15 protein-coding genes are annotated in these 12,775 nt (G+C 67.5%); 3 read left to right on the forward strand and 12 right to left on the reverse strand.

Annotated features, from left to right (window positions below):
• Nucleotides 1-302 (reverse strand): NYN domain-containing protein (locus AC1D01_RS07120; RefSeq protein ID WP_477865363.1); only part of this gene is annotated, 302 nt, incomplete at its 3' end.
• Nucleotides 299-1,336 (reverse strand): dihydroorotase, encoded by a 1,038-nt coding sequence (gene pyrC, locus AC1D01_RS07125; RefSeq protein WP_477865364.1) that lies wholly within the window; start codon nt 1,334-1,336, stop codon nt 299-301. The genes AC1D01_RS07120 and pyrC, both read right to left, overlap by 4 nt.
• 86 nt (nt 1,337-1,422) lie before the next feature.
• Between pyrC and AC1D01_RS07130 the strand changes: the two genes are divergently transcribed.
• On the forward strand, nt 1,423-1,809 hold the full coding sequence (locus AC1D01_RS07130) for a VOC family protein (protein ID WP_477865365.1): 387 nt from the start codon (nt 1,423-1,425) through the stop codon (nt 1,807-1,809).
• 7 nt (nt 1,810-1,816) lie between these two features.
• Here the strand turns inward: AC1D01_RS07130 and AC1D01_RS07135 are convergent, their stop codons facing one another.
• The 8 genes from AC1D01_RS07135 to AC1D01_RS07170 form a co-directional block, all read right to left on the reverse strand.
• Nucleotides 1,817-2,551 (reverse strand): amino acid ABC transporter ATP-binding protein, encoded by a 735-nt coding sequence (locus AC1D01_RS07135; RefSeq protein ID WP_477865366.1) that lies wholly within the window; start codon nt 2,549-2,551, stop codon nt 1,817-1,819.
• Nucleotides 2,552-2,570: 19 nt separating this feature from the next.
• Nucleotides 2,571-3,242 (reverse strand): amino acid ABC transporter permease, encoded by a 672-nt coding sequence (locus AC1D01_RS07140; RefSeq protein ID WP_477865367.1) that lies wholly within the window; start codon nt 3,240-3,242, stop codon nt 2,571-2,573.
• Nucleotides 3,239-3,946: an amino acid ABC transporter permease gene (locus AC1D01_RS07145; RefSeq protein ID WP_477865368.1), complete on the reverse strand. Its 708-nt coding sequence runs from the start codon at nt 3,944-3,946 to the stop codon at nt 3,239-3,241. Before AC1D01_RS07145 ends, AC1D01_RS07140 begins: the two co-directional genes overlap by 4 nt.
• Nucleotides 3,947-4,107: 161 nt before the next feature.
• The gene (locus AC1D01_RS07150) at nt 4,108-5,010 is read right to left on the reverse strand and encodes a transporter substrate-binding domain-containing protein (RefSeq protein WP_477865369.1); all 903 of its coding nucleotides are present in this window, start codon (nt 5,008-5,010) and stop codon (nt 4,108-4,110) included.
• 127 nt (nt 5,011-5,137) lie between these two features.
• The gene (locus AC1D01_RS07155; RefSeq protein WP_477865370.1) at nt 5,138-6,091 is read right to left on the reverse strand and encodes an amino acid ABC transporter substrate-binding protein; all 954 of its coding nucleotides are present in this window, start codon (nt 6,089-6,091) and stop codon (nt 5,138-5,140) included.
• 254 nt (nt 6,092-6,345) lie between these two features.
• Nucleotides 6,346-7,266 (reverse strand): LysR substrate-binding domain-containing protein, encoded by a 921-nt coding sequence (locus AC1D01_RS07160; protein ID WP_477865371.1) that lies wholly within the window; start codon nt 7,264-7,266, stop codon nt 6,346-6,348.
• A gap of 47 nt (nt 7,267-7,313) precedes the next feature.
• A complete protein-coding gene (locus AC1D01_RS07165; protein ID WP_477865372.1) occupies nt 7,314-7,784 on the reverse strand; it encodes a hypothetical protein in 471 nt (156 codons plus the stop codon).
• Between the two features lie 187 nt (nt 7,785-7,971).
• The gene (locus AC1D01_RS07170) at nt 7,972-9,795 is read right to left on the reverse strand and encodes an ABCB family ABC transporter ATP-binding protein/permease (protein ID WP_477865373.1); all 1,824 of its coding nucleotides are present in this window, start codon (nt 9,793-9,795) and stop codon (nt 7,972-7,974) included.
• A gap of 43 nt (nt 9,796-9,838) precedes the next feature.
• Here AC1D01_RS07170 and AC1D01_RS07175 point away from each other — a divergent pair, with 43 nt between their 5' ends.
• Nucleotides 9,839-10,261 (forward strand): acyl-CoA thioesterase, encoded by a 423-nt coding sequence (locus AC1D01_RS07175; RefSeq protein WP_047500334.1) that lies wholly within the window; start codon nt 9,839-9,841, stop codon nt 10,259-10,261.
• A 16-nt stretch (nt 10,262-10,277) separates the two neighbouring features.
• Entirely contained in the window at nt 10,278-11,189 is a 912-nt protein-coding gene (locus tag AC1D01_RS07180; RefSeq protein ID WP_477865374.1) for a delta(1)-pyrroline-2-carboxylate reductase family protein, read from the forward strand.
• Between the two features lie 90 nt (nt 11,190-11,279).
• Here the strand turns inward: AC1D01_RS07180 and AC1D01_RS07185 are convergent, their stop codons facing one another.
• Both AC1D01_RS07185 and AC1D01_RS07190 read right to left on the reverse strand, forming a co-directional pair.
• Complete coding sequence (locus AC1D01_RS07185) at nt 11,280-12,125, reverse strand: SDR family oxidoreductase (RefSeq protein ID WP_477865375.1); 846 nt, start codon at nt 12,123-12,125, stop codon at nt 11,280-11,282.
• On the reverse strand, nt 12,122-12,751 hold the full coding sequence (locus tag AC1D01_RS07190; RefSeq protein ID WP_477865376.1) for an SGNH/GDSL hydrolase family protein: 630 nt from the start codon (nt 12,749-12,751) through the stop codon (nt 12,122-12,124). The genes AC1D01_RS07185 and AC1D01_RS07190 overlap by 4 nt, the downstream gene beginning before the upstream one ends.
• Between the last annotated feature and the right edge of the window lie 24 nt (nt 12,752-12,775).

A 12,775-nucleotide genomic window follows, 5' to 3' on the forward strand; every position in this document is an offset into this window, starting at 1 on the left:
ACGATGCCGAACGCATCGGGCTGGTCGGTGTAGAGCAGGTCCATCGCCTCGATGACCATGCCCATGTCGGTGGCGTTCTTGCCCTTGCTGTAGTCGAACTGCTGCACCGGGCGGATCGCGTACTCGTGCAGCACCGCCTCCCAGCCCTTCAGCCCGTCCTTCTTCCAGTTGCCGTAGGCGCGCCGGATGTTCGCGACGCCGACCTTGGCCAGCTCGGCCAGGATCACGTCGATCTTGCTGGCCGGCGAGTTGTCGGCATCGATCAGCAGCGCGATGCGGGCGGGCTTGTCGAGCAGGGTCATGCGGTCTCCAGTTTCCAGTTCAGCGTCTCGCCGCCGCGCAGCGGCTTCAGACGGGCCTCGCCGAACGGCAGGGACTCGGGGAGTGTCCAGCTTTCGCGGCGCAGCGTCACGCGCTGCGTATTGCGCGGCAGGCCGTAGAAGGCCGGCCCGTTGAAGCTGGCGAAGGCCTCCAGCTTGTCGAGCGCCCCCGCGGCCTCGAAGGCCTCGGCATACAGCTCCAGCGCCGACAGCGCGGTGTAGCAGCCTGCGCCGCACACCGATTGCTCCTTCATCTGCGACGCATGCGGCGCGCTGTCGGTGCCGAGGAAGAACTTCGCGCTGCCCGAGGTGGCCGCCTGCACCAGCGCCTGGCGGTGCACTTCGCGCTTGAGCACCGGCAGGCAGTAATAGTGCGGCCGCAGCCCGCCCTGGAAGATCGCGTTGCGGTTGTACAGCAGGTGGTGCGCGGTGACGGTGGCGGCGGTGTGCACATCGGCCTGCGCCACGTACTGCGCCGCCTCGCGCGTGGTGATGTGCTCGAACACCACCTTCAGTTCCGGGAAGTCGCGGCGCAGCGGCTGCATCACGGTGTCGATGAAGACGGCCTCGCGGTCGAACACGTCGACCGCCGGGTCGGTGACCTCGCCGTGCACCAGCAGCAGCAGGCCTTCGCGTTGCATCGCTTCGAGCGTCTTGTACGTCTTGCGCAGGTCGGTCACGCCGGCGTCGCTGTTGGTGGTGGCACCGGCCGGGTAGAGCTTGACGGCGACGACGCCGACCTCCCTGGCCCGCTTGATCTCGTCGGGCGGCAGGATGTCGGTGAGGTACAGCGTCATCAGCGGCTCGAAGGCCGCCCCTTCGGGCAGCGCCGCCAGGATGCGTTCGCGGTAGGCGACGGCCTGCGCGGCGGTGGTGACCGGCGGGCGCAGGTTGGGCATCACGATCGCGCGCGCGAACTGGCGCGCGGTGTCGGGCAGCACCGCGGCGAGCGCGGCGCCGTCGCGCAGGTGCAGGTGCCAGTCGTCGGGGCGGGTGAGGGTCAGGGATTCGGTCATCGGGCGATTTTCTCATTGCCCTGCTGCGCGGACGCCTAGACTAGGTCGTGCCGCCCTTCCCTGCAAGGGCGCTCGAGGAGATCGCGATGAACACCCCGTTCCCGAGCACGCACGCCACCTGCATCCTGCCGGTCAAGGACATGGCCAGGGCACGCCGGTTCTACGAGACCGTCCTGGGGCTGGAGGCACTGGGCGGCAAGCCGGATGGCAAGTTCGTCTACCGCTGCGGCGGCACCGAGATCGCGCTGTTCCCGAAACCCGAAGGCACGATGGCGCAGCACACGGCGCTGAGCTTCCGCGTCGATGAGATCGGGACGGCGGTCGCCGAGCTGTCGGGGCGCGGCGTGCAGTTCGCGGACTACGACCTGCCCGGGCTGAAGACCACCGACCACGTCTGCGTGCTCGGCTCCGAGAAGGCGGCGTGGTTCGAGGACCCGGAAGGCAACATCCTCTGCCTGCACCAGGACCTGTAGCCCGGACTCAGTGCTGGAGGATCTTCGACAGGAAGTCCTTCGCGCGCGGGGTGCGCTCCTCGGGCTTGCCGAAGAAGCTGTCCTTGGTGCAGTCCTCGACGATCTTGCCGGCGTCCATGAAGATCACGCGGTTGCTGACCTTCTTCGCGAAGCCCATCTCGTGCGTGACGCACATCATCGTCATGCCTTCGTTGGCGAGCTGCACCATCACGTCGAGCACCTCGCCGACCATCTCGGGGTCGAGCGCCGAGGTGGGTTCGTCGAACAGCATCACGATCGGGTCCATGCTGAGCGCGCGGGCGATCGCCACGCGCTGCTGCTGGCCGCCCGACAGCTGGCCCGGGAACTTGTCCTTGTGCGCGCTGAGGCCGACGCGGTCGAGCATCTTCATGCCGCGCACCTTGGCCTCGTCAGGCTTGCGGTTCAGCACCTTGATCTGCGCGAGCGTCAGGTTCTCGGTGACGGTGAGGTGCGGGAACAGCTCGAAGTGCTGGAACACCATGCCGACGCGGCTGCGCAGCTTCGGCAGGTTGGTCTTCGGGTCGGAGATCGAGATGCCGTCGACGACGATGTCGCCCTTCTGGATCGGCTCCAGCGCGTTGACCGTCTTGATCAGCGTCGACTTGCCCGAGCCCGACGGACCGCACACCACGACGACCTCGCCCTTGGCGATGCTGGTCGTGCAGTCGGTCAGCACCTGGAAGCTGCCGTACCACTTGGAAACGTTGTTGATCTTGATCATGGGAAATCCCCCCGGGGGTTCAGCGGATGATGGCGATCTTCTTCTGCAGGCGACGCACCAGCATCGACAGGGAGAAGCAGATCACGAAGTAGACGACGGCGACGGCGAGGTAGGTCTCGACCGGGCGGTTGAAGTTCTTGCCCGCGACCTCGAAGCCCTTCAGCAGGTCGTAGGCACCGATCGCATAGACCAGCGAGGTGTCCTGGAACAGGATGATGGTCTGCGTCAGCAGCACCGGCAGCATGTTGCGGAAGGCCTGCGGCAGCACGATCAGCTGCATGGTCTGGCGGTAGGTCATGCCGACCGCGTAGCCGGCGTACACCTGCCCGCGCGCCACGCTCTGGATGCCTGCACGCATGATCTCGGAGTAGTAAGCGGCCTCGAACACCGTGAAGGTGATGATGGCCGACAGCTCGGTGCCGAGCGCGCGTCCAATCAGCAGCGGGATCAGCAGGAAGAACCACAGGATCACCATCACCAGCGGGATCGAGCGCAGCGTGTTCACGTAGAACGCCGCCGGCATCACCAGCCACTTCTTGCCCGACAGCCGCATCAGCGCGATGAGCGTGCCCAGGACGATGCCACCGATCATCGCGACCAGCGTCAACTGGACCGAAAAGATCAGCCCCTTGGTGAAAAAGGCCGAGACGACACCCCAGCTCAGGAACGAGTAGTCGAGATTCAGATTCATTTCCCGCTCCCCATCATGCCGGGGACCCGGACCTTGTTTTCCAGGAACAGGGCCAGACGGTTGATGGAAAAGGCCGACACGAAGTACAAGCCCGTCACGGCGAGATAGATCTCGATCCCGCGCGAAGTCTCTTCCTGGGCCTGCATCGCGAACATCGTCAGCTCGGTGATGCTGACGGCAAACGCCACCGACGAGTTCTTGATGATGTTCATCGACTCGCTGGTCAGTGGCGGCACGATGATGCGAAACGCCATCGGCAGCAGCACATAGCGGTAGGTCTGTGGCAGCGTGAGGCCCATCGCGAGGCCTGCATAGCGCTGCCCCTTCGGCAATGCGTTGATGCCGGCCTTCACCTGCTCGGCAATGCGCGCGGAGGTGAAGAATCCGAGCGCGAACACCACCAGCACGAAGCTCGGAACGGCTCGCAGGCTCAAGAACATCGTCGGAATGACGTGGTACCAGATGAAGAGCTGGACCAGCAGAGGAACGTTGCGGAACAGCTCGACCCAGGTTTCACCGAGGTAGGCGAGCACCTTGTTCGGCAACGTGCGCAGGATGCCGACCAACGAACCCAACACGAGCGAGACGATCAGCGCCAGCAAGGCCACCGACAGGGTCCACCCCCAAGCCGACAACATCCACTGAAGGTAGGTCTGCCCTCCCCCCGTGTCCTGCAGGAATACCTGCCAGTCCCAATTGCCCAAGGCATTGCTCCAATTCTTGTGAGGGGCGCACGACGACTGCGCTGCCCCAAGAAAAAGCGCGACGCGGGTCACCCGGCGCCGCGCTGGGGGGACTGTAAGCAAGTGTCGCGCCCAGCGGCGTCAGGGCTTACCTCAGTCCCGGTCCATCGCAAGAACCCGCCTTACTTCTTGGCGTAGTCTTCCATCGGCTTGTCGTTCGGGGTCGCCCAGRCGGCCTTGGTGGCRTCCGACAGCGGCAGGCCGACCTTGGTGTTGCTCGGCGGGATCGGCTGGTTGAACCACTTGTCGTAGGTCTTCGCCAGGTCGCCCGACTTGATCTGCGCCACGATGCTGTCGTCGACCGCCTTCTTGAAGGCCGGGTCGTCCTTGCGCAGCATGATCGCGATCGGCTCGACGCTCAGCACTTCGCCGACGATCTTGAAATCGGCCGGGTTCTTCGCGCGCGAGATGTTGCCGGCGAGGATCTGGCCGTCCATCACGAAGGCATCGGCGCGGCCCRATTCCAGCAGCAGGAAGCTGTCGGCGTGGTCCTTGCCGAACACTTCCTTGAAGTCGACGCCGGTGGCGCGCTCGTGCTTGCGCAGCGTCTGCACCGAGGTCGTGCCGGTGGTGGTGGCCACCGTCTTGCCGGCCAGCTGGCCGATCGCCGTGATGCCCGAGTTGGCCTTCACCGCGATGCGCACTTCTTCCACGTAGGTGGTGAAGGCGAAGGCGACGTCCTTCTGGCGGGTGGCGTTGTTGGTGGTCGAGCCGCACTCGATGTCGACGGTGCCGTTCTGCACCAGCGGAATGCGGTTCTGCGACGTGACCGGCTGGTACTTGATGTCCAGCTTGGCCAGGCCCAGCTGCTTCTGGACGTCGGCCAGCACCTTCTGGCAGACGTCGTAGTGGAAGCCGGCGTACTTGCCGTCGCCCAGCGTGTAGGCCAGGGCGCCCGACGATTCGCGCACGCCCATCGTGACGGTGCCGCTGTCCTTGATCTTCTTCAGCGTGTCGCTCTGCTGCGCCTGGGCAACGCCCGCGACGGCCAACAGGACGGCAACGCTCAGCCATGCCTTCTTCATACGATCTCCTTCAGGGTGGAAAAGAGGGGGGCGAGTACCCCACCCACGACAACAACGAAATTCTAGGGAGTCGGGAGCTACGCAGTTCCACGTAGACCGGATGCTTCTTTCGACAACGGCTGCAACATCACCCCGGCACCTGGTCCGACGGGTACTTCCAGAAGTCCCGCAGCAGGTAGTTCATCGGCAGGTTCAGCGGCAGGTTCTTCGGCGGGATCGGCTTGTTGAACCAGTGATCGTAGATCGCATAGGCCTCGCGGCTGAGGATCAGGCGCTTCATCTCCTCGTCGCAGATCTTCTTGAACTCGGGGTCGTCCTTGCGCATCATGATCGCGAGCGGCTCGATGGTCAGGAACTTGCCCACCACCTTCAGCTTGCCCGGATCGGCACTCGACGCGATCAGGCCGTACAGCAGCACGTCGTCCATCACGAAGCCGTCGACCTCGCCGGCCAGCACCATCTGCATGGCCTTGGCATGCTCGGGCGCCTCGACGATGGTGATGCGCAGCAGGCGTTCGCGGTTCGCGCGGTCCACCTCCTTCAGCGGCGTCGTGCCCTTGGTCGACACGAGCTTCTTGCCCTCGAACATCGGCAGCTCGGCGATCGGGCTGTCGGCCAGCACCATGTAGCGCGCACCGGTGATGTAGTGCGGGATCGTGAAGGCCACCTTCTGGCGGCGCTCGGCGTTGTTGGTGGTGGAACCGCACTCCAGGTCGGCCTTGCCGTCGACGACCATCTGGATGCGGTTGCCGGCGGTGACGAGCACGAACTCCGGCGCGAGGGCCTTCATCTCGAGCCGCTTGCGCACCGCCTCGGCCAGCTTCAGGCACAGGTCGACCGCGTAGCCCATCGGCTTCTTTTCGGCATCGAGGTACGAGAACGGCACCGAGGATTCACGGTGCGCGACCAGGATCTTGCCGGTCTGGCGGATGCGGTCGAGCACCGGCCCGGTGGGCAGCGCGGCGGCCGGCGGCGCGGCCTGCGCCGGCAGCGCGGCGGTCAGGGCGGCGAGCGTGGCCAGCACGAGCATCGACGCGGCCAGGAGAGCGGAAAAGCGGCGCTTGCCGTGCACGTACTTCATGGGTGGAGTCTCGCAACCTTCATGCCACTGGAGCGGTGTGTTCGACACACGGCGGAACGCCAGTGTGCCTGCATGGCGGCGTGGGATCGATGGCGCGGGCACCGGGGCGGCGGCACATGGGGACAAGTTGGCGTTCGGGTGGCGATGGGCGCGGACTGTATTCGCCTGCCTGTCGGAAAGCCAATGCGGATTGGCGGGAAAGCCATGCATCGAATGCATGCGGCGCGAGGGAAAACCCTCTGGCGTCGGGTGTTTCAGCCCGCCGGCTTCAGGAAGTTCCAGAGCGCTCGCGCGCCGGGCTTGCCGCCCTGGCGCGAGAGGTCGGGCAGCTCGCGGTACATGCGCACTTCCATCGTCAGCTCGAGCAGGCCGGGCGCGGCCGCCCGCACCAGGCGCCGGCTCTTCAGCTCCTTCTTCACCGAGCTCACCGGCAGGAAGGCGAGGCCGTGCCCTTCGAGCGCCATCGCCTTCAGGCCCTCGGCCATGTCGGTCTCGTAGATCGGGTCGAGGTTGAGCGGTGCCGGCGAGAGCTTGACGATCTGCTCGACCAGCCGCCCCAGGTAGGCCCCGGCGCCGTAGCTGAGGAAGGGCACGCGCTCGCCGGGCGCGCCGGGCAGGCGGAACAGCGGCTCGCCCTTCGCATCGGCCTTCGCGTACACGGCCAGCGTCTCGTGGCCGAGGCTCAGCATCTCGTAGCGCTCGGGGCTGAGCTGCAGCGGCTGCGACGGGTGGTGGTAGGCGATCAGCAGGTCGCAGCTGCCCTCCGTCAGCTGCATCACGGCATCGTGCACGTTGAGCGCGATCAGGCGGCTCTTCAAGGCCCCGAAGCGCTTGCGCAGGTCCATCACCCAATGCGGGAAGAAGGTGAACGCGAGCGAGTGCGGCACCGCGAACTCGATCATGTCCTGCGCGGCGACCTGGTGGCCGCGCATCATGTTGCGCGTGGTCTGCAGCGCGCCGAGGATGTCCAGCGCCTGCGCATGGAAGGTCTCGCCGGCCGGCGTCAGGCGGGTCGGGTACGACGAGCGGTCGACCAGGTCCAGCCCGGCCCAGGCCTCGAGCGCCTGGATGCGGCGCGAGAACGCCGGCTGCGTCACATGGCGCATCTGCGCCGAGCGCGAAAAGCTCCGCGTCTCGGCCAGGCTGACGAAATCTTCAAGCCACTTGGTTTCCACGGCCGGGAGTGTAGGGCCGCGTGTTCAGCGCCCGGTTCAGCGCCGGTTCAGCGCTTGCTCAGCGTGATGTCCAGTTCGTGCACCAGGTCGTTCACCAGCTGGGTCGACGCCTGGCGCGAGTCGGCCGTCGGGCCGGCGGTCTGCGCGACGATGTCGGCATTCCACGCGCCGCCCGAACTGGCGCTGGCACCGGCCACGCGGAACACCACGCGGCTGGCCAGCGTGTTGCAGTTCTGCCCGCCGCTCACCGGCGTCAGCGTGACGAACTGCTGGCTCGCCGGCGTCACGCCGTTGTTCAGCATCATCGGCCCCAGGTCGTTCATCAGCCGCTCGCGCAGCGCGCCCATCACCGCGGCGACGTGCTCGCTGCCGGCGGCCGAGCAGGTGTCGAAGGCAAAGCTCTCGTTGTCGATCCACACGACCTTGGCGTCGGGCAGGCGCAGGCTGGCATGGGCCACCGCGTCGGGCGCCGCCCGCGCGGGCATCGAGATCGCGCCGGCGACAGCCAGCAGGGACAACAGAACCGCGTTGGAAATCTTGTGAGCAGTCATCGCATCCGTCCTCWGTGTGAATCGGTGCCGCGACTCTAGAAGTGCAACAAGATGTGTGCTCGTCGTGCTCGTAACGATTGTTCACAATTGACCGGGAGTTCACGCTCGTTTTTCACGAAACGGGCTGGAACCTTCCCGGCAGTCCTACAGCGCATCAGGCCAGCGCGTCGGATGCAGCGCTTTGCTGCAGCCGCCACATGTCGGCGTAGCGGCCGTCGAACGCCAACAATTGYGCATGCGTGCCGCGTTCGACGATGCGGCCCTGCTCCATCACGAGGATCTGGTGCGCATCGACGACGGTGGACAGCCGGTGCGCGATGACCAGCGCCGTCTTGTTGCGCGCGACGCCCTGCAGCTCGGCCTGGATCGCGCGCTCGTTGGCCGAATCGAGCGCCGAGGTGGCCTCGTCGAAGATCATGATCGGCGGATCCTTCAGCAGCGTGCGCGCGATCGCCACACGCTGCTTCTCGCCGCCGCTCAGCTTCAGCCCGCGCTCGCCGACCGTCGTCTCGTAGCCCTTGGGCGTCGAGACGATGAAGTCGTGGATGCGGGCCGCCTTGGCGGCCGCCTCGACCTCGGCGGCACTGGCGCCGGGCCGGCCGTAGGCGATGTTGTAGGCGACGCTGTCGTTGAACAGCACCGTGTCCTGCGGGACGATGCCGATGTTCTGGCGCACGCTGCCCTGCGTGACGGAGCGCAGGTCCTGGTCGTCGATCGTGATCACGCCGCCCTGCACGTCGTAGAAGCGGTACAGCAGCCGCGCGAGCGTGCTCTTGCCCGAACCCGACGGGCCCACCACCGCCACCGTCTTGCCGGCCGGGATCTCGAAGCTCACGTCGTGCAGGATCTGCCGGTCCGGCTCGTACGAGAAATCGACATGGTCGAAGCGCAGCTGCCCGTGCGTCACCTGCAGCGGCAAAGCGCCCGGCGTGTCGGCGATCTCGCGCTCGCGCTCGAGCAGCGCGAACATCTTGTCGAGGTCGGTCAGGCTCTGCTTGATCTCGCGGTAGATCACGCCGAGGAAGTTCAGCGGGATGTAGAGCTGGATCATGAAGGCGTTGATCATCACCAGGTCGCCGAGCGTCATGTGGCCGGCCACCACGCCCTGCGTCGCGCGCCACAGCATCGCGACCAGGCCGGCCGCGATGATCAGCTGCTGGCCGGTGTTCAGCATCGACAGCGTGGCCTGCGACTTCAGCGCGACACGGCGCAGCCGCTCCAGGCTCTCGTCGTAGCGGCGGGCCTCGAAACCCTCGTTGTTGAAGTACTTGACGGTCTCGTAGTTCAGCAGCGAATCGATCGCACGCGAATGCGCGGTCGAATCGAGCTCGTTCATCTGCTTGCGGAACTGCGTGCGCCAGTTCGTGAAGACGACCGTGAAGCTGATGTACACCACCAGCGCCGCCAGCGTGATCCACGCGAACCACGCATCGAATTTCACCGCCAGCAGCGTCAGCACGAGCACCATCTCGACCAGCGTGGGCACGATGCTGTAGAGCGAGTACGAGATCAGCGAATGCACCGCGCGCGTGCCGCGCTCGATGTCGCGCGTCATGCCGCCGGTCTGGCGCTCGAGGTGGAAGCGCAGGCTCAGCGCATGCAGGTGGCGGAACACGTTGAGCGAGATGCTGCGCGCCGTGCCCTCGGTGGCCTTCGCGAAGATCAGCTCGCGCAGCTCGGTGAACAGCGAGGTCGACAACCGCAGCAGCCCGTAGGCCGCCAGCAGCCCGATCGGCACGACCAGCACCGCCTGGAGGTCGCCGGGCTTGATCGACAGGCTGTCGACCAGCTGCTTCAGCAGCAGCGGCACGCCGACGTTGGCCAGCTTGGCGGCCACCATGAAGCCGAGCGCGATCGACACGCGCCAGCGGTAGCGCCACAGGTAGGGCAGCAGCTTGCGCAGCGTGGCCGCATCGGAGCGCGGTGCGGCAGGCGTCACGGCATCGGGGGGTGGCAAGGGGGTCGAGAGGGATCGCATCGTGGAAGAATCGCGGGGTTGAACCCAGGTGAAGGCGCCGAGTATGAATACAAGCCAGCCGCAGCACGACCCCGCCTTGGCGGTCACGTTGCCGAAAGACCTCGATCTGGTGCTGCGCGTGATGCCGATGCCGGCCGACTCGAACAGCAACGGCGACATCTTCGGCGGCTGGATCATGGCCCAGGTCGACCTCGCCGGCTCGGTGCTGCCGGCGCGCATCGCGAAGGGCCGCGTCGTGACGGTCGCCGTCAACGAGTTCGTGTTCAAGCAGGCGGTGTCGATCGGCGACCTGCTGAGCTTCTACGCCCGTGTCGAGCGCATCGGGCGCACGTCGATCACGGTGCATGTCGAGGTCTATGCCGAGCGCAACCCGGCCGACCTGAAGGTCGTGAAGGTCACCGAGGCGAACCTGACCTATGTCGCGATCGACCGCGACGGGCAGCCGCGGGTGATTCCCCGGGACTGAGCGGGGAAGCGGGGCCATGCGCCTGATCGACGCGGAGCAGACGGCCGCGCTGCTGCCGTGGCGGCCGCTGGCCGATGCGGTCCTGCGCGCCGCCATCGAGCGCGATGAAGGCCGGCTGCAGGCGCCACTGCGCAGCAGCTTCGCGCTGTCAGGCGACGACAGGCTGCTGCTGATGCCGGCCAGCGACGACCACTACGCCAGCGTCAAGCTGGTGACGGTGAACCACGGCAACCCGGCGCTCGGGCGCGAGCGCGTGCAGGGCGAGGTGCTGCTGATGGACCGCGCGACCGGCGAGCGCCTCGCGATGTTCGATGGCGTCACGCTGACGGCACGGCGCACCGCGGCGGTGTCGCTGGCGGCGGCGCTGGCGCTGCAGGTGCCGGCGGGTGAGCGTTTGCTGATCGTCGGTGCCGGTGCGCAGGCGCTGGCGCATGGGCTGGCCTTCGCGGCGGTGCTGGCGCCGGCCTGGATCGGCGTCGCGGCGCGTTCGCGCGCATCGGCCGAGGGCCTGGTGGCGACGCTGGCGGCGCGAGGTGTCAAGGCACATCCCGTCGACGACATCGGCGCCGAGATCGGCCACTGCGGCTTGATCGTCACCGCGACCACGAGCCGCTCGCCGGTGATCCCCGATGCGCTGCGCCCGGGCACGCGCGTGTTCGCGGTCGGCGCGTTCACGCCGGCGATGTGCGAGCTGCCGGCTGCGCTGGTGCGGCGGGCGGCGCTGGTCGTCGACGACCTGGACGGCGCGAAGGAAGAGGCCGGCGACCTGATCCAGGCCGGTGTGGACTGGTCCCGGGTGCGCGGGCTGGCGCAGGCCGCGGAGCTCGCCGGCGCGGGCGATGCGCCGGTGCTGTTCAAGAGCGTCGGCAGCGCGGCGTGGGACCTGGCGGCGGCGCGCATGGCGTGGGACCGGCTGGGTACATGTTGATCACCCCCCAACCCGTTCGCCCTGAGCCTGTCGAAGGGCCTGCTCGCAAGCCACCCAGGCTTCGACAAGCTCAGCCTGAACGGGGTTTCCTCAGTCGACGAAGAAGTCCGGCACGAACTCCGTCGTCCCCGGCGTCACGCTGTACGGCTCGAGGTCGGTGACGCCATGCCGCGCCAGCAGCTCGTCGTCGATGAAGAAATTCCCCGTCGTCTGCCGCGCATCGCTGGTCAGCACCAGGTACGCCGCATCGGCCAGGATCTGCGGCGTGCGGCAGCGCGCGATGTCGACGCCCGGGATCATCTGCAGCGCGGCCGTCGCGATCGCGGTGCGCGGCCACAGGCTGTTGACGCCGATGCCCAGCGGCCGGAACTCGCCCGCATGCCCGAGCGTGCATTCGCTCATGCCGTACTTGGCCATTGTGTAGGCGACGTGCGGGCTGAACCAGCGCTCGCGCATCGACAGCGGCGGCGACATGTTCAGCACGTGCGCATTGCGCCCCGCCTGCGCGGCCTTCGCCAGGTGCGGCAGGCAGGCCTGCGTGACCAGGTAGGTGCCGCGCACGTTGACGCCGAACATCAGGTCGAAGCGCTTCATCGGCGTCGCGGTCGTCGGCGTCAGGCTGATCGCGCTCGCGTTGTTGACGAGGATGTCGATGCCGCCGAAGCGCGCCACCGCCTGCTCGACGGCGGCCAGCACGCTCGCCTCGTCGCGGATGTCGGTCTGCACCGGCAGCGCCTGCCCGCCGGCGGCCTCGATCTCGGCCGCCGCCGAATGGATCGTGCCCGGCAGCTTCGGGTTGCTCTCGGTCGTCTTGGCGGCGATCACGATGCGCGCGCCGTCGGCCGCGGCACGCTTGGCGATCGCGAGGCCGATGCCGCGCGACGCGCCGGTGATGAACAAGGTCTTGCCCTTCAGGGTCTGGCGCTCGGTGCTCATGGTGGGGTGTGTCTCCGCGTGGGGGTGGTGGCAGGCAGGCGCGGCGCGAGCTCGGTCGCGATCATGCCGGCCAGTTGTTCGGCCCACAGCGCATACACCGCCGGGCCGGGATGGAAGCCGTCTTCGGCCATCAGGATGCTGTCGGACACCCGCTCGTTCTCGAACGGCACCGGCAGCCACCAGCGGTCCGGCCAGCGCTTGATCCACGCGGCCAGCGCCCGGTTGAAGCGCCGCGCATCGCGCCCGAGCACCCAGCGCAGCGGGTTCGGCAGCAGCGGGAACGAGTGGATCGGCGGCACGCCGCTGTGCACGATGTGGCGCACGCCGGCACGCTGGACGGCCACGCGGTCGAGCTCGTCGAGCTGGGCCAGCCAGCGCCGCACCGGCACCTGCGAGATCACGTCGTTGACGCCGAGCGCGGTGACCATCACGTCGGCCGGGTGCAGCGCGGCGCTCTCCAGCGCGATCAGCGCGTCGCGCGTGGTGTCGCCGGTGTGCGCGACCAGCTGCCACACGACCGCGCCGCCGAGGCGCTGCGACAAGGCCTCGCTGAGCCGGCCGGCCAGCGCCTGGCCCTGCGTGGGTGCACCGACGCCGGCCGCCGACGAATCGCCGACGATCAGCACGCGCAGGCGCTAGCGACCGATGCC

The organism is Rhizobacter sp. P3_B12, assembly GCF_056402895.1.